The sequence below is a fragment of the Galbibacter orientalis DSM 19592 genome (assembly GCF_000260115.1).
GTDB lineage: Bacteria > Bacteroidota > Bacteroidia > Flavobacteriales > Flavobacteriaceae > Galbibacter > Galbibacter orientalis.
This window is the reverse complement of the sequence record NZ_JH651379.1, coordinates 1,002,216-1,024,453: the sequence shown is the minus strand read 5'-3', so window position 1 is coordinate 1,024,453 and position 22,238 is coordinate 1,002,216. Positions and strand designations below refer to the sequence as shown.

Annotated in this window: 20 protein-coding genes; 7 read left to right on the top strand and 13 right to left on the bottom strand. The window is 33.4% G+C overall.

Features of this window, described 5'->3' with window-relative positions; translation table 11 throughout:
- Window positions 1-59: 59 nt before the first annotated feature.
- The 4 genes from JOOMADRAFT_RS04625 to JOOMADRAFT_RS04610 all read right to left on the bottom strand — a co-directional run bounded on the left by JOOMADRAFT_RS04625 (window position 60) and on the right by JOOMADRAFT_RS04610 (window position 2,845).
- Entirely contained in the window at window positions 60-566 is a 507-nt protein-coding gene (locus JOOMADRAFT_RS04625; RefSeq protein ID WP_008611640.1) for a DUF2480 family protein, read from the bottom strand.
- A 52-nt stretch (window positions 567-618) separates the two neighbouring features.
- On the bottom strand, window positions 619-942 hold the full coding sequence (locus JOOMADRAFT_RS04620; RefSeq protein ID WP_008611639.1) for an SUF system Fe-S cluster assembly protein: 324 nt from the start codon (window positions 940-942) through the stop codon (window positions 619-621).
- Window positions 943-948: 6 nt separating this feature from the next.
- Window positions 949-1,371, bottom strand: coding sequence for a SufE family protein (locus JOOMADRAFT_RS04615; protein WP_008611638.1), 423 nt, complete (start codon window positions 1,369-1,371; stop codon window positions 949-951).
- 259 nt (window positions 1,372-1,630) lie between these two features.
- Window positions 1,631-2,845 carry an aminotransferase class V-fold PLP-dependent enzyme gene (locus JOOMADRAFT_RS04610; protein WP_008611637.1) on the bottom strand — a complete coding sequence of 405 codons (1,215 nt, stop codon included), beginning with the start codon at window positions 2,843-2,845 and terminating at the stop codon, window positions 1,631-1,633.
- Window positions 2,846-3,030: 185 nt separating this feature from the next.
- Here JOOMADRAFT_RS04610 and JOOMADRAFT_RS04605 point away from each other — a divergent pair, with 185 nt between their 5' ends.
- The gene (locus tag JOOMADRAFT_RS04605) at window positions 3,031-4,383 is read left to right on the top strand and encodes a serine hydrolase domain-containing protein (RefSeq protein ID WP_008611636.1); all 1,353 of its coding nucleotides are present in this window, start codon (window positions 3,031-3,033) and stop codon (window positions 4,381-4,383) included.
- Window positions 4,384-4,507: 124 nt separating this feature from the next.
- On the opposite strand, the gene dcm is transcribed toward JOOMADRAFT_RS04605, so the two are convergent.
- A complete protein-coding gene (gene dcm / locus JOOMADRAFT_RS04600) occupies window positions 4,508-5,782 on the bottom strand; it encodes a DNA (cytosine-5-)-methyltransferase (RefSeq protein ID WP_008611633.1) in 1,275 nt (424 codons plus the stop codon).
- Between the two features lie 84 nt (window positions 5,783-5,866).
- On the opposite strand from dcm, the gene JOOMADRAFT_RS04595 reads away from it, so the two are divergent.
- From JOOMADRAFT_RS04595 to JOOMADRAFT_RS04590, 3 genes are all read left to right on the top strand, one after another.
- The gene (locus tag JOOMADRAFT_RS04595; RefSeq protein ID WP_008611632.1) at window positions 5,867-7,423 is read left to right on the top strand and encodes an NAD(P)/FAD-dependent oxidoreductase; all 1,557 of its coding nucleotides are present in this window, start codon (window positions 5,867-5,869) and stop codon (window positions 7,421-7,423) included.
- Between the two features lie 143 nt (window positions 7,424-7,566).
- Complete coding sequence (locus JOOMADRAFT_RS20275; protein ID WP_008611631.1) at window positions 7,567-7,722, top strand: hypothetical protein; 156 nt, start codon at window positions 7,567-7,569, stop codon at window positions 7,720-7,722.
- The gene (locus JOOMADRAFT_RS04590; protein WP_008611630.1) at window positions 7,703-8,248 is read left to right on the top strand and encodes a MepB family protein; all 546 of its coding nucleotides are present in this window, start codon (window positions 7,703-7,705) and stop codon (window positions 8,246-8,248) included. Before JOOMADRAFT_RS20275 ends, JOOMADRAFT_RS04590 begins: the two co-directional genes overlap by 20 nt.
- A 100-nt stretch (window positions 8,249-8,348) precedes the next feature.
- Here the strand turns inward: JOOMADRAFT_RS04590 and JOOMADRAFT_RS04585 are convergent, their stop codons facing one another.
- Window positions 8,349-10,787: a DUF4982 domain-containing protein gene (locus tag JOOMADRAFT_RS04585; RefSeq protein WP_008611629.1), complete on the bottom strand. Its 2,439-nt coding sequence runs from the start codon at window positions 10,785-10,787 to the stop codon at window positions 8,349-8,351.
- A 211-nt stretch (window positions 10,788-10,998) separates the two neighbouring features.
- Between JOOMADRAFT_RS04585 and JOOMADRAFT_RS04580 the strand changes: the two genes are divergently transcribed.
- Window positions 10,999-11,823, top strand: a complete 825-nt coding sequence (locus tag JOOMADRAFT_RS04580; RefSeq protein ID WP_008611628.1) for an RluA family pseudouridine synthase — start codon at window positions 10,999-11,001, stop codon at window positions 11,821-11,823.
- An 82-nt stretch (window positions 11,824-11,905) separates the two neighbouring features.
- On the opposite strand, the gene sufD is transcribed toward JOOMADRAFT_RS04580, so the two are convergent.
- From sufD to JOOMADRAFT_RS04555, 5 genes are all read right to left on the bottom strand, one after another.
- The gene (sufD, locus tag JOOMADRAFT_RS04575; RefSeq protein ID WP_008611627.1) at window positions 11,906-13,222 is read right to left on the bottom strand and encodes a Fe-S cluster assembly protein SufD; all 1,317 of its coding nucleotides are present in this window, start codon (window positions 13,220-13,222) and stop codon (window positions 11,906-11,908) included.
- 194 nt (window positions 13,223-13,416) lie between these two features.
- Window positions 13,417-14,169 (bottom strand): Fe-S cluster assembly ATPase SufC, encoded by a 753-nt coding sequence (gene sufC / locus JOOMADRAFT_RS04570; RefSeq protein ID WP_008611626.1) that lies wholly within the window; start codon window positions 14,167-14,169, stop codon window positions 13,417-13,419.
- 92 nt (window positions 14,170-14,261) lie between these two features.
- Window positions 14,262-15,707 carry a Fe-S cluster assembly protein SufB gene (sufB, locus tag JOOMADRAFT_RS04565; protein ID WP_008611624.1) on the bottom strand — a complete coding sequence of 482 codons (1,446 nt, stop codon included), beginning with the start codon at window positions 15,705-15,707 and terminating at the stop codon, window positions 14,262-14,264.
- A 109-nt stretch (window positions 15,708-15,816) separates the two neighbouring features.
- Window positions 15,817-16,131, bottom strand: a complete 315-nt coding sequence (locus JOOMADRAFT_RS04560) for a four helix bundle protein (protein ID WP_008611623.1) — start codon at window positions 16,129-16,131, stop codon at window positions 15,817-15,819.
- 9 nt (window positions 16,132-16,140) lie between these two features.
- Window positions 16,141-16,470, bottom strand: a complete 330-nt coding sequence (locus tag JOOMADRAFT_RS04555) for a HesB/IscA family protein (RefSeq protein WP_008611622.1) — start codon at window positions 16,468-16,470, stop codon at window positions 16,141-16,143.
- An 888-nt stretch (window positions 16,471-17,358) separates the two neighbouring features.
- Here JOOMADRAFT_RS04555 and thiL point away from each other — a divergent pair.
- The gene (gene thiL / locus JOOMADRAFT_RS04550; protein ID WP_008611620.1) at window positions 17,359-18,417 is read left to right on the top strand and encodes a thiamine-phosphate kinase; all 1,059 of its coding nucleotides are present in this window, start codon (window positions 17,359-17,361) and stop codon (window positions 18,415-18,417) included.
- A gap of 302 nt (window positions 18,418-18,719) precedes the next feature.
- On the opposite strand, the gene JOOMADRAFT_RS04545 is transcribed toward thiL, so the two are convergent.
- Window positions 18,720-19,499 carry an alpha/beta fold hydrolase gene (locus tag JOOMADRAFT_RS04545; RefSeq protein WP_008611618.1) on the bottom strand — a complete coding sequence of 260 codons (780 nt, stop codon included), beginning with the start codon at window positions 19,497-19,499 and terminating at the stop codon, window positions 18,720-18,722.
- Window positions 19,500-19,623: 124 nt separating this feature from the next.
- Window positions 19,624-20,916 carry an aminopeptidase P family protein gene (locus JOOMADRAFT_RS04540; RefSeq protein WP_008611617.1) on the bottom strand — a complete coding sequence of 431 codons (1,293 nt, stop codon included), beginning with the start codon at window positions 20,914-20,916 and terminating at the stop codon, window positions 19,624-19,626.
- Window positions 20,917-21,054: 138 nt separating this feature from the next.
- On the opposite strand from JOOMADRAFT_RS04540, the gene JOOMADRAFT_RS04535 reads away from it, so the two are divergent.
- A complete protein-coding gene (locus tag JOOMADRAFT_RS04535) occupies window positions 21,055-21,804 on the top strand; it encodes a hypothetical protein (protein WP_008611616.1) in 750 nt (249 codons plus the stop codon).
- Window positions 21,805-22,238: the final 434 nt, after the last annotated feature.

The window sequence follows — 22,238 nt, the reverse complement described above, 5'->3', positions numbered from 1 at the left end:
GTTTTTAAAATTCGTGCAAAATTAATACTTATTGTAGATAGTTTAGGGTGAAATATGATTTATTTTCTCTTAAATAATGGAACAGAAGAGCAAGCCTCGCCATACATTATACTTTTTGCAATTGGCAAAAGCTTCTCCGTAATCATTATATAAGCATTTTGTGGTACTGGTTTTTTTGAACATCCTTTTATAATAACTGGTTTATCTTTGTATTCTGAAAGTTCTAAATTCTGAATAATATCTTGATAAATAACAGTTTCTAATTGTTCTAACGAACCCACAAGGATTTTATTGGCGTAAGGCGATAAATATGTTGTAAGCAACATATAAGCCCACCCTGGAACAATAGCATCTGTAGAACATGTTAATGCCACATAACTGCCTTGATATTGCTCCCAATTATGATTTTTAGCTAATTCTCTAAAGTCTTTTTCCTTCAGGATAAAACCTTCTAATAGCCAATCTTTTATATCAAAAAGTACACGCTGTCCAGCTGGATAATAATCTTCAAGATTAAAAGTTTCCAGTTTACTTTGTGCTACTCTATTTATTATTTCTTCCTGCATTACTCAAAATTTTAGCTTTAAAAGCTACCTTCTTAGCTCTTTTGAAGTTTCCTTAAAGCAATCCTAATTCTAATTTGGCTTCTTCGCTCATCAAATCTTGACTCCAAGGTGGATCAAAGGTTATTTCTACCTCAGCATCCTTCACATCGTCAATTGTTTTAATTTTTTCTTCTACTTCAACCGGAAGCGTTTCTGCTACAGGACAATTAGGCGTTGTTAAAGTCATTAAAATTTTAACTTCAGAATCTTCATTTACAAAAACATCGTAAATTAATCCAAGTTCATATATATCAACAGGAATTTCAGGGTCGTAAATAGTTTTTAAAACAGTAACTATTTTTTCCCCTAATGCAGTTGTATCTATAGTATCGCTCATAATCTTTTAATTTAATTGTGTTTGGTATGCAATTGCATACATTTTTAACTGCTTTATCATACTTACTAAACCATTAGCTCTTGTAGGCGATAAATGCTCTTTCAGACCAATTTCATCTATAAAATCGGTATTAGCTTCCATAATATCTTTTGGTCGTTGATTAGAGAAAGCTCTTACTAAAATAGCAATAATTCCTTTAGTAATAATAGCATCGCTGTCTGCCGTAAACACTAATTTATCGTCTACAAGCTCGGCATGAACCCACACTTTACTTTGGCAACCTTTAATAATATTATCGTCGGTTTTATAAGTATCGTCAATAAGTGGTAACGATTTTCCAAGTTCTATCATGTATTCGTAACGTTGCATCCAATCGTCGAACATAGAAAATTCATCAACAATATCATTTTGAATTTCTTGAATTGTCATAAACTTAATTTTCAACAAAAATACAACAAGAAAATCGGCTATTCAACTGTTTTTCTATATGGTTGTATAATGAATGTTGATAGAGGGCTCTGTTATTAGGATAGGGGCGAAAAGATATATACTAACGTGAGTTCGATATAAATCTAAACACAAAATAGACTTAACTACATGCTTTTCTAATACTTAAAACTTCTTTCATTTTGTCTTGACACAAAAACGAAATAAAAAGTATTTATCCCTTCTTCTATTATTAGTAATTCTAAGACAACATCATTTTAGCCTTTTTCACTGCTTCTACCAAAGCATCAACTTCTTCTTTAGTATTATAAAATGCAAAACTAGCACGTACAGTTCCTGGAATTTTAAAGAAATCCATAATTGGTTGCGCACAATGATGTCCGGTTCTAACTGCAATCCCCAACTTATCCACAATGGTTCCAATATCATACGGATGAATTCCTTCAATATTAAAAGAAATAACCGAAGCTTTTTTATCAGAGTTACCATATATTTTTAAGCCTAAAATCTGACTCAACTTATCGGTTCCATAAGCCAATAATTCATTTTCATAAGCCAGGATATTGTCAAACCCAATACTATTCATATAATCAATAGCAGCACCAAAAGCAATTCCCCCACAAATGTTAGGAGTTCCAGCTTCAAACTTATGAGGTAAATCGGCATAGGTAGTTTTTTCAAAAGTAACCTCCGCAATCATTTCTCCTCCACCTTGGTATGGCGGTAATTTGGTTAACCACTCTTCTTTTCCATAAAGCATTCCAACCCCTGTTGGTCCACACATTTTATGAGCAGAAGCCACATAAAAATCTACATCCAATGCCTGTACATCTGGTTTTATATGTGGGCAAGCTTGTGCTCCATCTATCAAAACTGCTGCTCCAACCTCATGCGCTTTGGCAATAATCTCTTCAATAGGATTTATAACTCCAAGTGCGTTCGAAATATGATTACAAAAAACGAGTTTTGTTTTTTCTGAAAGTAATTTAGCATACGCTTCCAAGTTCAATTCTCCTTCTTCATTCATTGGAATTACCTTAAGAATTGCTCCCGTACGCTCACAAAGCATTTGCCAAGGCACAATGTTTGAATGATGCTCTAAAGCAGAAACTATCAGTTCGTCTCCTTCATTTAACAACGTTGAAAAGCCGTTGGCTACTAAATTTATACTATGGGTAGTTCCAGAGGTAAAGATAATTTCATGCGCTTTTTTGGCATTAAAATGTTCTTGAATTTTCATTCTAGCCTGCTCATACAAATCTGTTGCCTCTTGAGATAATGTATGTACCCCACGATGTATATTGGCATTGTAATTAGAATAGTAATCTACAATACAATCTATTACCGGTTGTGGTGTTTGCGAGGTAGCCGCATTGTCTAAATAAACCAAAGGATATCCGTTTACCTTTCTTTTTAGAATCGGGAAATCTTCTCGGATTTTATGTATCTCAATCATAACTATTCTTTGCTACAAAAGTAGGCAACAGTTTGTAAAGTATAAAGGTAAAGCCTATTAAAGTTGTAGACTGAAAATTAATAGTTAGAATCTACCTCTTAACTCATTATCAGTTTTAACTTTTTGGCATTATTGTCACTAATTTTCTCTGTATCTTTATTCTCAATAACCACAATAATATACCTGTGAAAAATTTTAAACGCTTTGCGCTCTTTACCATTGTTCTTATTTGCCTAATATTTATTACGACTGTTTATTATAACTACCCCAAACTAAACATCATTAGCGGGTTTTCAGCAAAAAACATGTGTTCTTGTGTTTTTAACGGTGGAAGAAATCCACAATTCACAAGAAATAACGACAATAATTTTGCACCTGTTAACCTAGCTAAAAATAAAATTAATACAGAAAACAATACTGCTATTGCAAGTGTTTACGGATTAAAATCTCGTACAGCTCTTTACAGAAAAGGATTAGGATGTGTGCTTCTACCTGTGGATGCCGATATAGATAAAATTAAAAATGCAGAATCTCCTGTTCGAAATATTAAAGCTAATAATAGCCCGTATCCTTATGGCGATTTACAACAAAAAGATAGTTTTTTTCCAAATGTAGATTATGAGCAAATCAATCAAATTGTAAATGCTTCTTTTGATAACAATGAAATTCAGAAAACTCGCTCAGTTTTGGTTATATATAAAGACCAAATTATTGCTGAAAAATATGCCGATTCTCTAAATAAAGATTCTAAACTGCTAGGTTGGTCTATGACTAAAAGTGTAATGGCTACTCTTTATGGAATACTTCAATATGAAGGAAAACTGAATATAAATGAGCCCGCAAAAGTTGAAGCATGGCAACATGACAAACGTAAAAATATTACGTATAACAATTTACTACATATGAATAGTGGCCTAGCTTGGGAGGAAGACTACGCCACCATTTCTGATGTAACTAAAATGCTTTTTTTAACCGATGATATGGCAAAAGTACAAGCAGAAAAAGAGGCTGAGGCTACCCCAAATAAACAATGGAATTATTCTTCTGGAACAACTAACTTATTATCTGGTTTACTTCGGAAAGAATTCAAATCGTATCCCGAATATCTCAATTTTCCCTATCAAAAACTTATCGATAGAATCGGTATGAAAAGTATGGTTATAGAAACAGATGCTAGTGGAACTTTTGTAGGGTCTTCCTACGCATGGGCAACAACCCGCGATTGGGGAAAGTTTGGCTTACTTTATTTACATAATGGAAATTGGGATGGAGATCAACTCTTTGATAAGAATTGGGTTGAATACGTATCCACTCCTGCACCAAATTCTGACGATTTGTATGGAGGACATTTTTGGCTAAATACTCCAGAAAAAATGCCCTCCGCTCCAATGGATACTTATTACGCAGATGGTTTTCAAGGGCAACGAGTTTACATAGTTCCTTCTAAAGATTTAGTAGTTGTTAGGATGGGATTAGCCTCTGGAGATGCGTTCGACTTTGATTGGTTTCTAGGTGGAATTTCTAAAGGGATTGAGTAAATTACCTAACCCACAAAGTGCTGATTTATAAAACAATAAGAATCAGCATAAATTAATTGTTATATTTAAAAATGGAAGAAAGCAAGCTTTTAGAAGTCATTACAGAATATTTCTTTGAACAAGGCTATAAAGCTTTGGCTAAAGAAATTGAAGCTTCAGATTTATTTGACTTTAAATAATATTCATTTAAAAAATTTATAATTGAATACCCTATTTCTTTTCCTAAATTACAAGGAACAGCATTTCCAATTTGCTTATACTGTTGAGAAATAGAACCCATAAATTGCCACTCATCTGGAAAAGTTTGAATCCGAGCATATTCTCTTACTGTAAAAGGTCGTGTTTCATCTGGATGGCATCGCTCTGTTTGCTTTTGAGCAGGACTACAGGTTAAAGTTAAGCTAGGTTCATCCCAACCTATTCTTCTAGCCATACCTGTTTTTCCTCCTCCCAAATAAAAACTTTTACCCATATATTCTTTCTGAATATTAATTGGCAAATCTCTCCAATAACCTTTTGGCGGAACTAAATCTAAAACTTCTTTTTTATGTTTAGGATATTTAGAGCCTTCAGATTTAGGAACATTAGTATCAAATAAATCTCCTTTTTTAAGAGCATCTGAGAGGTTATAAATTTTATTATACGGCTCTGGATATTTATATACAGTATCAATATCTTTTCTAATTCCAACTAAAATTAACCGTTCTCTTTTTTGAGGTACTTTATAATGAATTGCTTTTAATACTTGAACGGGAACAACTTTATAACCTATTTCATCAAGAATAGAAATCATTCCTTCAAGTGTTTTTCCTTTTTCATGACTTAATAAACCTCGAACATTCTCTCCAATACATATTAGTGGATTTACCTCCTTAACAACTCTAGCAAACTCATAAAATAATGTTCCTCTAGCATCATTTAAACCTAGTTTTTTTCCCGCATAACTAAACGCTTGACAAGGAAAACCACCCGTAACAACATCAACAGAATTTTTATATTCAGAGAAATCAAAATTCTTAATGTCTCCTTCTAAGACATTCCAATTAGGTCTGTTTTTTCTTAAAGTTTGACAAGCCCATTTATCAATTTCATTTAAAGCCACACACTTTAACCCTGCTTTCTCCATTCCTACAGCAAGCCCTCCAGCCCCTGCAAATAATTCTAAAACATTGTAATCCTTTTCAGGTTCAACATAATTTGACACTTCTTCTTCCACCACCTCATCAAAGAGTTTCCCTAAAAGTTTCTCAATATCTTTTCTTCTATATACTCTATAATTTGATACTGGCTCTCTAACCGCATTTAATATCCCTTCATTATCCCATCTTCTCAAAGTTTCCTTACTCTTCCCTATTAATTCTGCTGTCTCAGCTAGCGACAAATATTCTTTCATAACCATATTACAAAACCTTATACAATGGTTACAAATATAAAGTATTAAATCAAATAAAAATAACTAATTTCATTTGCGTAATTTTACCGAATGATAAAAGAGATTCAACTCCGTGTAAGTTTAACCGAAGAAAAGCAAGGTATTACTTTACTTCAAAAAGCATCCGAGCAATTAGGAGTTGCTAAAGATGAAATTTCAGCTATAAAAATTTTACGTAAATCTATTGATGCTCGTAAAAAGGAAATTATTTTTAATTACAAAGTAGCTATTTACATCAATGAAAAAGTCTCTGAAAAACCAGCTTATTTTTTTGACTATAAAGATGTTTCCAAAGCCAAAGAAGTACACATTATTGGTTTCGGTCCTGCAGGAATGTATGCCGCATTACGCTGTATAGAACTAGGATATAAACCTATTGTTCTAGAACGTGGCAAAAATGTGCAAGAGCGAAGACGCGATTTAAAAGCTATTAATCAAGACCACTTTGTAAATGAAGATTCTAACTATTGTTTTGGAGAAGGCGGTGCTGGCACCTATTCCGATGGAAAGTTATATACCAGAAGTTTAAAACGTGGTGATGTTAGACGAATTTTTGAAAATTTAGTTTTCCATGGTGCTACGGAACAAATATTAATAGATGCGCATCCTCATATTGGAACAAATAAGCTCCCTAAAATTATTCAGAACATCAGGGAGAATATTATAAAGTATGGCGGAGAAGTTCATTTTGAAAGTCGCGTAGTAGATTTTATCATTAAAAACAATAAGCTAACAGCGGTACAATTGCAAAATGGAAAAGAACTTTCTATAAATGCAGTAATTTTAGCAACAGGACATTCATCTAGAGATATCTATAATTTATTGCATCAAAAAAATATTGCTTTAAAAGCAAAATCTTTTGCAATGGGGGTTCGTGTGGAGCACCCACAGGAAATAATTGATTCTATTCAATATCATTGCTCAAACAGTAGAGACGAATTATTACCTGCTGCAGCTTATAGTTTGGTACAACAAGTAAACGAGCGTGGGGTTTATTCTTTCTGTATGTGCCCTGGCGGATTTATTGTTCCTGCAGCAACTAGCAATGGGGAAGTTGTAGTAAATGGGATGTCTCCTAGCAAACGAAATAATAAATTTGCTAACTCTGGAATTGTAGTCGAAATAAACATTGATAAAGACCTCCCTAAATATGATCCATTTGGTCCTTTAAAAGGATTAGAATTTCAAAAAGACTTAGAAAAATTAGCTTTTAATGCAGGTGGAAGGAGTCAAGTTGCTCCTGCTCAACGTTTAGCTGATTTTGTTGAAGGTAAAATTTCTCCTTCTTTAAATGAAACTTCCTATCAGCCCGGGTTAAAATCGGCTCCTTTACATTCTCTTTTACCTAAATTGATAGGCAGTAGATTACGAAAAGGGTTTGCAGCATTCGGAGAAAAAATGCATGGATATTATACTAATGAAGCTAATATTGTAGGGGTTGAATCTAGAACCTCGTCTCCAGTAAATATTCCAAGAAATGAAGATTTAGAACATCCGCAAATTGAAGGTTTATTTCCTTGTGGTGAAGGTGGAGGTTATGCTGGAGGTATAATTTCTGCCGCTATGGACGGAGAACGCTGTGCTGAAGCTGTGGTTGCAAAAATGTGACTCTATTAACAGAATGAAGCAAGCTCACGAGGCGTCAAAAGGAAATTCTAGAAATATTTCAGCACAAGTTTTAAAGCATTTAAATTTTGATTGTTGAGTAATTTATATTTTTTTACCCATCTGAGGTAATAAATTAGAGAAAAATGGCAAAAAAAGGAAAAGCAAAAAACACCGTCAATAAAGCCAAACATACCAAGTTGATGAATCAGAAAATCAACAAACAAAAGAAACAGAAAGTTCAGAATAAAGAACGGTTAAAAGCTATTATTCAAAAGGCAAATGAGCAAAAAAGCGAGTAACACAATAACATTAGCTCATAAAATGAATCCTACTTTAAGTAATATCATTACGAACGTTTATGCTGAATGTAAACTCGAGATTTCTAATTTCAAAACAGAAATAGAAAGTAAAGAATATTTTGCATGTACTTTTAGACTAAACGAATTTGCTATTATTTACAGAGAGGCAAAAGTTACTCCTAAAAAAGCAGGACAATTTGTTACTTTTTGGAAACGCACAGAAAAAGGACCAATAGCTCCATATTGTATAAATGATCCTTTTAATTTTTATGTGGTAACTGTAAAAACAGCAAACAAACTAGGCCAATTTGTTTTTCCAAAGTCTGTTTTAATTCAAAAAGGAATTATTTCTACTGAAAATAAAGAAGGCAAAAGAGCTTTTCGAGTATACCCTCCTTGGGATAATCCACAAAACAAGCAAGCAGAACGATCTCAAAAATGGCAACTTGCTTATTTCTATCAGATAAATGAAAACCTTAAATTAACTACCTCGAGGCAAGCCTACGAGGTATTCAAAGGAAAATAATTTAATCCATTTAGACATAGAACACTTCGATATACTCAGAACAACAGGTTCTGGGGAATAAAGCCCCTAATGAGGGATCTAAAAGAAGTAAAGAAGCTTTTTATTCGGTAGTAAGAGTCATTTTTGCAGTTTGCAATTTCCTTCCTTTTACCTCTAATACTATATCTCCTGGCTTATTTGATGCCTGTACTGTAACAACTAACTTTCCTGAAAATGTTTTCATTACAGGTTCATGAAAAACATCAAGCGAAGTAGCATCTCCATTACAAATAACTTTAAACTCACCAGCTCCTTTAACCTTACAAGAAAGTTCGTTGGTAGCGGTAGGACAAATATTTCCATCTTTATCAACTACAGAAACAGTTATATAACTTAAATCTTCACCATTTGCTTTAAGAGTAGTTCTATCTGCTTCAAGTTTTAAATGATGTGGCGCTCCAGCCGTAACTATTTTATTTTCAGCAACTGGATTTCCATTATCATCAAAGGCTACTACTTTTAGTTCCCCAGGCTCATATTTTACATCCATCCACATCAATCTATAACGCTCTAATTTTGTACCATTCTTTGTTTTCTTTTGCACCCCTTGACTTTTTCCATTTACAAACAATTCGGCACTAGCATAATTGGTATAAACAAAAACTGGTGTTTCTTGCCCTTCTCTACCTTCCCAATTCCAATGCGGTAATATATGTAAAGTCTCTTCTTCCGTATTCCAGATACTTCTATATAAATAATATCTATCCTTCGGAATTCCTGCTAAATCTATCATTCCGAAGTAAGAACTTCTAGATGGCCAATACGTATTATAAGGCGTTGGTTCTCCTAAATAATCAAAACCTGTCCAAACAAACTGCCCAATAACCCACGGATTATCATCTTGTAAAATAAAATCGTCTTCTGGCACATTAGACCAACTTGTAATTCCGAGATCATAAGAAGACGTCTGTCCGTCTTCATATTCTTTTCCTATGGTTTTAACAACTGGAAATTTATATATCCCTCTAGAACTTATTGTAGAAGCTGTTTCCGAACCTAATAAAAGTCGCTGCGGAAACTTTTCATAAGCCTCTTTATAAAGATGAGTTCTATAATTTAGTCCTGGAATATCTATAATTGCGCCAAAACCACTTTCCATAACTTCCTTTACTCTATCCATTCCTACCGTAACTGGTCGCGTTGGGTCTTCTCTATGAAAAATATCTTGAAGCCATTTAGCTAATTTTACTCCATCAGAGCCAAATTGGTCTGGAACCTCATTGCCAGAACTCCACATTACAATACTCGGATGATTTCTTGTGGCATGCACTAAATTAACGATATCTTTTTCTGCCCATTCTTTAAAAAGTCGATTGTAGCCATTTTTAACCTTTGGTTTTTCCCATTCATCAAAACTTTCAGCTAAAAACAAAAAACCCATTTCATCACAAAGTTCTAATTGTTCAATAGATGGCATATTATGAGCCGATCTAATAGCATTACACCCCATATCCTTTAAAATAGTAAGTTGTCTTCTTAAAGCGGCTTTATTTACAGCTGCTCCCAAAGGCCCAAGATCATGGTGTAAACACACCCCTTTAAATTTGGTCACTTCTCCGTTCAATAAAAATCCGCCTTTATCAGCATTATATTCAATACTTCGGATTCCAAATTTTACTTCTTCACTATCTTTTAGTTCATCATCTTGGTATAAATTCATTTTAGCAGTATACAGATGCGGTGTATCTATATCCCATATTTTAGGATTCTCAATAGGGATTTCTAATTCAAACTCATTTCCATAGGCTTGGGCTATAGTTTTCTTAGCTACAACAACTCCATTTTCGTCTTTAATTACAGCTTCTACCTTTGTATTTTCTGAAGAAACTTTAGAACTAATTTTAACTTTTGCTAATTCAGGAGTCACATAAGGAGTAGTTATGTATTGCCCCCATTGATTAAAACTTATTTTATCTTTTACAATAAGCTGTACCTTTCGGTATAAACCTGCTCCTGGATACCAACGAGATGATTGCGGTAAGTTTTCCAATCGAACTGCCAAGATATTTTCTTGATCAGAAGATAAAAATGACGATATATCAAAATAGAAGTAATTATATCCATAAGGCCAACCTCCAACTTTTTTACCATTAATAAAAACTTGAGCATCGCTCATGGCTCCTTCAAAAAGTAAAATTACTTTACTATCAGATTTAACCTCAGAAACATCAAGATTCTTTCTATACCAACCCACGCCTATATGTGGTAAAGCTCCTGTTCTTCCTGTTTTTTCTGTTGGAATTTTCTCTCCGTCTTGCTTAATGGCAACCACCTGTTTATCTACTTCTTTATCAAAAGGTCCTTTAATTGCCCAGTCGTGAGGTACACTTACACTCTCCCAATTTTTAACAGACAATGATGGATCTTGCGCATTTGGAAGATCTTTATTAATAAATTTCCAATCGTTTTTTAATGTTATTACTTGTCTAACATTTTCTTGACTAATAGCTGTCCAATAAGAAATAATAACTAGGATGAGGGTGGCGATTAATTTTTTCATTTACTTAGGTGATTAAAAATAAAAGGTTAAATATACTTTTTAAAAGATACATAATAAACTTAAGGACTAAAAAAGTTACTTTCCACAAGGATGTATTATTAGAATGCCACAAATAAGTTAATAGAAGCTGAGGAAGTAATCATTAACTTTGAAAAAACAAATAATAACTACTTAAATAAAAAATATAGAAACTCATATTGTCCCTAAACTATTGGCTCCTACCCGACTCCAAGAGTATGGTGTTGGTATTTTTAATAATATCCCAACCAAATCTGCTTTAAAAAAGGCACTAAAGAAACAACTTATTACCGTTGATAAAACAGTAGCAACTACAGCTACTTTTATAAAGGGAGGAGAGACCATTGAACTCGCTTTTCAAGAAACAAAAACTCCTAAAAAGCAGCTTATATTTCCTTTAGAAGTATTATTTGAGGACGAATATCTTGCCGTAATTCATAAACCTGCAGGGATATTAGTAAGCGGAAATAGCTTTAAAACCATTGCAAATGCTTTACCTCAAAACCTAAAAAAGAGTACGCTTACAGACGCCTCTATTCCTCAGCCAGTTCACCGATTAGATTATCCTACAACAGGAATCTTACTTGTTGGAAAAACAAATAGCAGCATTAGAATATTAAATAAACTTTTTGAAGACAAAGAAATCCATAAAACCTATTATGCAATTACCATAGGAAAAATGGAAACTAAAGGGAAGGTTATTTCTAGTGTAGATAGCAAAAAATCTAAATCGAAATATAAAGTTCTCAATTCTGTGCCGTCAGAGCGATTTGGAAGTCTCAATTTAGTAAAATTAAGTCCTAAAACAGGAAGAAGGCATCAATTAAGGATCCATTTGGCAAGTATTGGAAATCCAATTTTAGGAGATAAAGAATATGGTAAAGAAGGTTTAATTCTTAACGGAAAAGGCTTGTACCTCCATGCATATTCTTTGAAATTTATTCATCCTTTTACAAAAGAAAAACTTTATTTAAAAGATGGTTTACCAGAAAGGTTTAAGAAAATTTTTGAAGAGTAAATAGCCAACAAATAGATTTCATAAAACAAAAAACCCGAATACTCATAAAGAATATTCGGGCCTGTACATAGTTAATTGCTTGTTATAAATCGAAGCCGACTTTAACACCCAATTTCATTGCTATTAATTTATTAATACGTGTTTTAACTTCTGGTATTTTAACGCTTTCTAAAACATTATTAGCAAAAGCATACATTAATAATGCACGCGCTTCCTTTTTTGGAATCCCTCTTGACTGAAGGTAAAACAACGCTTCTTCATCTAATTGTCCGATAGTACAACCATGTGAACATTTTACATCATCAGCAAAAATTTCTAACTGAGGTTTAGCATTGATTGTTGCTTTATCGTCAATTAAAATATTATTACTTTGCTGAAAGCCATTAGTTTTTTGAGCCTCCTTTTCAACAATAATACGCCCGTTAAAAACTCCTGTACTACTATCGGAATAAATTCCTTTATAGTCTTGGTGACTCTCACAATTTGGAGTAGCATGATGCACCAAAGTACTATGGTCTACATGTTGCTTATCTTCTGTAATTGTAATCCCCTTTAAAGTAGAATTGATATGCTCTCCTTTATGAACAAATTGAAGATTATTACGTGTAATTTTCCCTCCAAAAGAGAATGTATGAACGGATGCATGACTATTTTGTTGCTGAGAAATGTATGTATTATCTATCAACGATGCATTCGGATTGTCATTCTGAATTTTATAGTAATCTACGATTCCTCGTTTGTGAGTAAATATTTCTGTAACCGCATTTGTAAGTACTGGGTTATCGGTAAGGCTTTGATGACGCTCAATAATTTGAACGTGCGCATTTTCTCCTACTACCACCAGACTTCTTGGCTGCAACATTATAGAAGACTCTTTCCCTGTTGCTAAATGAATGATTTGAATAGGCTTATCTACCACTTTTCCCTTCGGAATATTAATAAAAGCTCCTTCACGAGAGAAAGCAGTGTTTAAAGAGGTAAGACTATCATCGGTTTTAGCAATTTTATTGAAATAGTTTTCAATAATCAATTGATATTTAGGTTTCGAAAGAGCAGAACTCATTAAACATACATCTAATCCTTCGTGTGATGTTTGTGACAAGTGAGAACTGTAGATACCATCAATAAAAACTATTTTATAGCTATCAATATCGTGTATAAAATATTTTTTTACATCTTTAAATTCTAAGGCAGATTCTTCCTTTGGGAAAACACTATAATCGTTTTTCAATAATGTTTTAAGTGAAGTATACTTCCACGCTTCATCCTTCTTTGTTGGAAATCCTTTTTCTTCGAAAAACTTTATAGCTTCGGTACGAATATCGTGTACTGGATGTTCTACATCCACACGATTTTCAAAAGCCATAAACGATGATATTAATTTATCTTTTAATTCCATTCTATATTCTGGTTTCTGGGTTTTGAGAGTTAGATTAACACTAAATTCTCTAAAAAAACCTCAGTTCTATAATTTAATTTTTCTTGTCATGCTGAGCTTGTCGAAGCACTTTCATTAATACAAGAGTCATCTAAAATACCCTTCGACAGGGCTCAGGGTGAGAGCTCTTTTGAGAATAAAAAGCACAAATGGCTTTAAACCGCCACTTCCTGCTTAATCCAATCGTAACCTTTTTCTTCTAATTCTAAGGCCAATTCTTTGCCACCAGATTTTACAATTCTTCCGTTTAATAATACGTGCACATAATCTGGAACAATATACTCTAACAAACGTTGGTAATGTGTAATTACCACTACCGCATTGTCTTTAGATTTTAATCTGTTTACCCCATCAGAAACAATACGCAACGCATCGATATCTAATCCAGAATCGGTTTCATCTAAAATAGCCAATTTAGGCTCTAGCATTGCCATTTGGAAAATTTCGTTACGCTTTTTCTCTCCTCCAGAAAACCCTTGATTTAAAGAACGAGAAAGAAACTTACGGTCGATTTCTAATAATTCCGATTTCTCACGAATTTTCTTCAGCATCTCATTTGCTGGCATATCTTCTAGTCCTTGTGCTCTGCGACTTTCATTGATAGCCGTTTTCATAAAGTTAGTAACGGAAACTCCTGGAATTTCAACAGGATATTGAAATGATAAGAAAATGCCTTTATGGGCTCTTTCTTCTGGTGCTAATTCAGCAATATCTTCTTCTAAAAAACTAATTTTCCCATCGGTTACTTCAAAATCTTCATTCCCTGCAATCACCGACGATAATGTACTTTTACCAGAACCATTTGGCCCCATTATAGCATGTACTTCTCCTGGTTTAACTTCAAGGTTGATCCCTCTCAAAATTTCTTTATCGTCTATACTAGCGTGTAAATTTTCAATCTTTAACATTTGTCTTTTGTTATATTGTTATGATGTTGTGTTGTTACAGCGTCTCAAAAAGAACTACGAACAACTATAAACTACCAACCTTTAACTACTGTTTATCCTACGGAACCTTCTAATGAAATTTCCAATAATTTTTGTGCTTCTACGGCAAACTCCATAGGAAGCTTATTTAATACCTCTTTACTGAAACCATTTACAATAAGTGCAATTGCCTTTTCGGTATCTATACCACGTTGGTTACAGTAAAATATTTGGTCTTCTCCAATTTTACTTGTAGTGGCTTCGTGCTCTATCTGAGCTGTTTTATTTTTAGTTTCTATGTACGGAAATGTGTGTGCGCCACACTCGTTCCCCATTAATAGGGAATCACACTGAGAGAAATTACGAGCATTATCCGCTCTACTATTTACCTGTACTAAACCACGGTAGCTATTTTGAGATTTCCCAGCAGAAATACCTTTTGAAATAATGGTACTTTTTGTGTTTTTTCCAAGATGAATCATTTTCGTACCTGTATCTGCCTGCTGATAATTATTAGTTACAGCAATAGAATAAAACTCTCCAACAGAATTATCTCCTTTTAAAATACAAGAAGGGTATTTCCATGTTACTGCAGATCCAGTTTCTACTTGTGTCCAGCTAATTTTTGCATTTTTCTCACACAAGCCTCTTTTGGTAACAAAGTTGAAAACTCCTCCTTTACCTTCTTTATTTCCTGGGTACCAGTTTTGTACTGTAGAATATTTTATTTCAGCATCATCCAATGCTATTAATTCTACAACCGCAGCATGCAATTGGTTTTCATCTCTTGTTGGTGCTGTACATCCTTCTAAGTAACTTACATAACTTCCTTCATCTGCAATTACTAAGGTTCTTTCAAACTGACCAGTTCCCGCTTGATTGATACGGAAGTAAGTTGACAATTCCATTGGGCAACGAACACCTTTTGGAATGTAACAAAATGAACCATCAGAAAATACTGCTGAGTTTAATGCAGCATAGAAATTATCTCTCTCTGGAACTACTGTTCCGATATATTTCTTAACTAATTCTGGATGCTCTTGAATTGCTTCAGAAATGGAACAAAATATAATTCCTTTTTCAGCTAGCGTCTTTTTAAACGTTGTAGCTACAGAAACAGAATCCATTACAATATCTACTGCAACTCCAGCTAGTTTTTTCTGCTCGTCTACAGAAATTCCTAATTTTTTAAAAGTATCTAGTAACTCTGGATCCACTTCATCCAAGCTTTCATATTTCGGCTTTTTCATAGGTGCCGAATAATAGGAAATAGCTTGAAAATCTGGTTTTTCATAAGTCACATTTGCCCATGCAGGTTCTTCCATTTGTGTCCAAGCTCTATAAGCTTCTAAACGCCACTCTGTCATCCATGCTGGCTCATTCTTTTTTAACGAAATTGCTCTAACGATATCTTCGTTTAACCCAACAGGCAATGTATCCGATTCTATATCGGTATAAAACCCGTACTCATATTCTTTCGTTTCGAGCTCTTTTTTTAATTCTTCTTCGGTATATGCCATATTCTATAGTAAGTAAGATAAAAGTTAAAGAGTTAAACAACATCACTTCGCTTTTTAATATACCTAATGTAATTTGAAAGCTGTTTTGATATTATGGTAACTTCACCCTTTATAGTAACCATTTATCTTCATTTATATAATTCGTTTCTTTTAATATGTTTAAAATATTTCTCACTTCGCCCGCAGATCCTTTGGAGAAATATAGAAAACGTATATATTCTTTGTCTGTTTCTCTTTCAAATCCTTCTGCAATATTATTGGAAATTGAAAGTGTAGCTCTTTTTAATTGATCTTTGAAAGAAAACTCCCTCTCAAATTGTTTTTCGTTTAGCAAGTCAAAGATTTTAATGGTAAATGCAAGAGTTAGTTTATAAACTTCTAAATCTTCAAAAGTTATATTTCCTATTTTTTTACTTTCACTCATTAACTTATTCTACAACGAAAAACTCTCCCCACAACCGCAGGTTCTTTGTGCATTTGGATTGTTAAAAACAAAACCTTTTCCGTTTAAACCGCCAGAATATTCCAAAACGGTTCCGATTAAGTATAAAAAGCTTTTTTTGTCTACAATGATTTTTACATCATTGTCTTCAAACATTTTATCTTCTTCGGCTTTACTTTTATCAAATTTTAAGTCGTATGATAATCCGCTACAACCACCACTCTTCACTCCTACGCGCACATAATCCTGAGCCACATCGAAACCATCGTCCGACATTAACTCTGATATTTTCTTTTTCGCTGTTTCAGAAACTTTTATCATAATAAAACTGTTCTTTCAAAATAGTTTACAAAAATAAGATATTCGGCACGATTTACCATACTTATTCGCATTATTATATTATATCCAATCATAGAGATTTGTTATGATTTTCTGTAATTCCTTACAAACTTTTCTTAAAGCCCGTTTTGAAAGCTGAATTTGCAGTAGGCAGTAGGCAGTGTTCAGAAGACAGGATGCAGAAGGTAAAAAAACTTTCCTGAAACATCGTAACTCGATAACTTCTTAACTTTTTAACTCAAAGGGACAAAGAGACAAAGAGGCAAAGAGGCAAAGAGGCAAAGTAATGAAATGCTTCAATCTTTCAATAAGCAGTAGGTTTTTGGTTTATTGTTTATGGTTTGTAGTTTACAAGATTTTCAAAAGAATAAGAATACATTTTTTTTACATTCTTGACTCTTGATTGAAAATGTACGCATACTGAACACTGCATTCTGTCTTCCAACTCCCGACTTTTTCAATCCTTCAAAGGTTCAAAGTGGCAAAGGTTCAAAGATGCAGAGGGACAAAGTTATAAATTTGTAAAGTGGAAATGAAATGAAGACGGAAGTCCGAAGTCGGGAGACAGGATGCAGAAGGTAAAAAACTTTCCTAAAACATCGTAACAACATAACTCGATAACTTCTTAACTTTTTCCTTTGTAACATCGTAACAACATAACAGCATAACTTTTACTTCGGCTTCAGACTTCGGACTCCCGACTTTTTCAATCCTTCAATCCTTCAATCTTTCAATAAAAAAGTGTTCAGTAAGCAGTTTTTTCCTTTGTAACAGCGTAACTCCATAACAGCATAACTTTTTTACTTTACAAACTTTCAACTTTTCCACTTTACAAACTTCATAACTTTCAACTTTAACTATCTTTGCAGCATGATAGAAGATAAAAATCCACAACGCACATCAATTTCTCAATTAGGAGAGTTTGGTTTGATAGAACATCTAACCAAAAATTTTGAAATAAAACATTCATCTACCATAAAAGGGATTGGTGATGATGCCGCTGTAATCGATTTTAAAGATAAAAAAGCCATTGTAACAACCGATTTACTGGTTGAAAATGTACATTTCGACCTTAGTTATATGCCGCTTAAACATTTAGGCTATAAATCGGTAATGGTAAATCTTTCCGATGTGTATGCTATGAACGCCAAAGCAACACAAATTACAGTTTCTATTGCTGTTTCTAATCGCTTTCCACTAGAAGCTTTAGAAGAATTATATGCTGGCATTAAACACGCATGCGATTTATACGAAGTGGATTTAATTGGTGGCGACACAACATCTTCTAACAAAGGACTTTTAATTACCGTTACAGCATTAGGCGAAGCTAACCAAGAAGATATTGTTTACCGAAATACGGCAAAATCTAACGATTTGCTAGTGGTTTCTGGAGATTTAGGAGGCGCATACCTCGGACTTCAAATTCTAGAACGTGAGAAGGAAGTTTTTAAGGTGAATCCTCAAAATCAACCTGATTTAGACATGTATTCCTACATTATTGAACGCCAACTTAAACCAGAAGCTCGAAAAGATATTCCTGAGTTATTGAAAAAACTTGAGGTAAAACCAACCGCTATGATAGATATTAGCGACGGATTATCATCAGAAATTATCCATCTATGCAAGCAATCTAAAGTAGGTTGTAATTTATATGAAGATAAAATTCCACTAGATCCACAAGTAATATCTACTTCTGAAGAATTTAACCTGAGCAGTACAACTGTAGCTTTAAGTGGTGGTGAAGATTACGAACTATTATTTACCGTAGCTCAAGAAGATTTTCCAAAAATAAAAGCCAATCCGCATTTGTCTATAATCGGACATATGACGCAAGAGAGTGAGGGCATGCATTTAATAACACGTGCCAATACAAAAATACCACTCCAAGCTAGAGGCTGGAATTCTTTTGAGGAAAACGAAAAAGAATAAGAACCGAAGTAAACCTTAGACTACTGAATGAACTTCGCGCCTTTTCTTATATAAATACGCTAGCGTTTCATTTATTTCCCTCCACTCGGGAGTTAAAATATCTAAATGACCTGTTTCGGTTGTTGTAAGTTCACACTTACATGTTTTGCACTGATATTCAACTATGTGGGAAGTGATTTTTTTCGACACCACATAGCGATGTCCGAACACGGAACAGAGTGCTTTTTTGACTGTAGTTTTAGAGGATTTCATATAGGTTATGTATTTTGGGCAGTGTTAACTTATACAAATTCTGTTAATTATCAAACTTTTTTCAAAAATTTCTTGATATTATCGATGAATTGCGATTTGTTTTCAATAAAACTCATATGTCCATCGGGAAATTCTACTACTTTCACCTCCGCTTCTTCTACTTGTTCTATCAAAGCTTCATAGTTTAACACAGGATCTTTCCTCCCTATAATCATCATTTTTTGAAAGGGCGTAAAGTGTAGTAATATTTCTCTATCGTTTCTAATTTTCATCCCTTCTAAAGCAGCCACAATACCTTGAACTGGAGTTTTTAGGGCTTCCTTTTTTAGAGCTTTTATTTCTTCAGCAAAAATTTTACGGTTTTTAGGTCGAAAAAGATTAGCAATTCCCATCCGAACAAAGCTTTTATGGTTGTGCTTTACCATATCTATAGCTCTATCCCTGTTCTTTTTCTTAACTTCAGAATCGGCACTTGTTGTAGAATTTACTAGCACCAAAGCTTTTACATCGTCTGGATGTGCTTCTGCAAAAGCTAAAGCTACATAGCCTCCCATAGAATGTCCAATTAAAGAAACACGCCTAACCATTAACTCATCTAAAACAGCTTTTACAGTTTCTGCCATCATTTCCATGGTATGCACATATCCCAAACAGCCTGTTTTTCCATGACCTAATAAATCTATAGTTATAACCCGATAGCGACTTAAAAGCTCTTCTTTTAAAGAATTCCAAATTGTAACGTTTTCCAAAAATCCATGAAGTAGTACTACAGCAGAGCCTTTTCCCGCATCTTCATAAAAAATATCCGTTCCTTTAAAGTTGAGTCTCATTTACAAATACTATTATAAAAAAATCTGTTAGATTGAGCGTAATCTACAAACATTTGGATTACGCTCAAAGTAACAATTTTATAGTATGAACTCGTTTAAACGAGTTCTATGTTAAAAACTACTTTTATTTATTCATCCAATCTTCAATCTCTTCAACCTCCAATGGAATATTTCTCATTAAATTAAAAGGCTCTCCAGACTCCTGAATAACAACATCGTCTTCTAAACGAATTCCAAAACCTTCGTCTGGCAAATAAATTCCTGGCTCTACAGTGAAAACCATATTAGCTTGCATCGGTTTTTTAAGTGGCCCATAATCATGCGTATCTAATCCAATATGATGACTAGTTCCATGCATAAAATACTTTTTGTACGCTGGCCATTCAGGATCTTCATTCTGAATAGCTGCTTTGTCTAATAATCCTAAACCAAGAAGCTCGCTCGTCATTAATTTCCCAACCTCTTCATGATACTCTTTCCACATAGTTCCTGGAACTAACATTGAAGTAGCTTCTTTTTTTACCTTTAAAACAGCGTTATAGACTTGTTTTTGGCGCTCAGAAAATCTACCGCTTACAGGAATGGTACGCGTCATATCACTAGCGTAATTGGCGTATTCTGCACCAGCATCGATTAACAACAGCTCTCCTTCTTTACATTGCATTTTATTTTCAATATAATGAAGTACGTTTGCGTTATTTCCAGAAGCTATAATAGGAGTATATGCAAAACCGCGAGATCTATTACGAGTAAATTCATGAATAAACTCCGCTTCTATTTCGTATTCCCAAACTCCCGGTTTAGTAAACTTCAATACCCTTTTAAATGCTTTCTCAGTAATATTACAAGCCTGTTGCATTAATTCTATTTCCTGAGGCTCTTTAGTTCCTCTTAACTCTTGCAATATTTGATTACTCTTTTCCCATTTATGAGCTGGGAATTTATTTTTACACCAATCAATAAAACGATCTTCACGAGTTTCTGTTTCCACAGATTGACGATAATGCTCATTTGTATTAAAATATACAGTAGCTGCTTCCGTCATAATATCATAAAAAACTTTCCCGAAATCTTTCAACCAATACGTTGTTTTAATTCCAGAAACTTCCAAAGCTTTTTCTTTAGTAAGTTTTTCTCCTTCCCAAACCGCAATATGATCATTGGTTTCCCTAACAAATAAAATTTCTCTGTGCTTAGCTTCATGCGCATCAGGAAATAAAACCAAAATACTTTCTTCCTGATCTACACCACTTAAATAAAACAAATCTCTAGCTTGTTGAAAAGGCATTGTACTATCGGAACCAATTGGATATATATCATTAGAATTAAAAACCGCTATACTTTTAGGCTTCATCTGAGCCATAAATTTTTGACGGTTTTTTATAAAAAGATTGCTGTCTATTAAATCGTACTTCATCTCTGTTTATTTTGAATTTTGCCAAAAATAATAAGAATAGATGCTTTTGGTGTTAAACTAGGTATAAAGTTTTAATACAACCATATAGATTATTTGTTATATTTGAAGAAAATAAATATAACTTTACAAAGAATAATTATGAAAACAATTAACACCCTTCTGTTCTTAGCATGTATTACTCTAGCTACATCATGCAGTAAAGACAGTGAAGAAGAGTTTAAAGAAACTAACGGTAACGATGTTAAAAAGAAATACCTTACTAGTATTAAGGTAATTGACGATAGCAATCTTGATGAAGGTATAAATACAACCTTTAGTTATGATGCTGATGGAAAACTAAATACTGTTAGTGATGAAGATGGATCTGTGGTATTTAAATATTCAACTTCTGGAAAGTTAGAGACAATTACTGGTAATGATACTGATGATAACATTTCAATAAGCGAGTTTTATCAAGCCCCTTATAATGCGTTTGAAATAGGACAAGTTACAGAATATGATAAAAATGGAAATCCTACTAAAATTAGAGTTTATGACGGCGAAGATAATGGAGAGTCTATATTTTATGATGGTGAAATAACTTATGATTCCAACCCGAACTTTTTCTTTTACACACTTGAAGCAGGTGGAATTCTAGAAGTATTAGATAGAGTCGATCTTAATTTCTCTTTAGTACCTACAAACCAAGCTCTAACTAAAGCAAAAGCATTAATTCCATACAACAACCCTACTTCAATGATTTTTAAAGATGCTAGTACCGGTACTGTTTCGTTTACATCACAAGTAAAATACACATATGATGAAGATAAATACCCGATACTTGCTAAAACTGTTATTGTAAACAGTGATGAAATAAGCAATGCTACTGTAAATTATTCATATAAATAGACTTACATTACAACATTATGATGATGGCTTTCTAAAAAGTATTACTATTGTTCGATAAAAGTTAACGAAATTTATTGGACACTACCTAAAAAAAGGATTTCAGTAAGGCTACTTCTTTAAACTACTTATTTTATGACAGTTAATATTTAGTCTTTGTTCTTTTTTCTTATAGCGAAACCGTCTTGTATTTTTTCTCGGACATTAATAAAAAAGTATCTAAACTATAAATATCAGCTTAACAACTACAAATTACTTTTTAGAAAGCCACATTCATTTTGTTCCTATTCTACAATCCCTCCTTTAATTAGAAACTTATCATTAATTTTTTTAATAAAAAACTAAGTAATTATACGTAAATATAACGTTGTAGTCAGAAAAGGATTATTTTTACAACAATTACTTTAAATTCATTCTAAATTGCGATTAAAACAGAA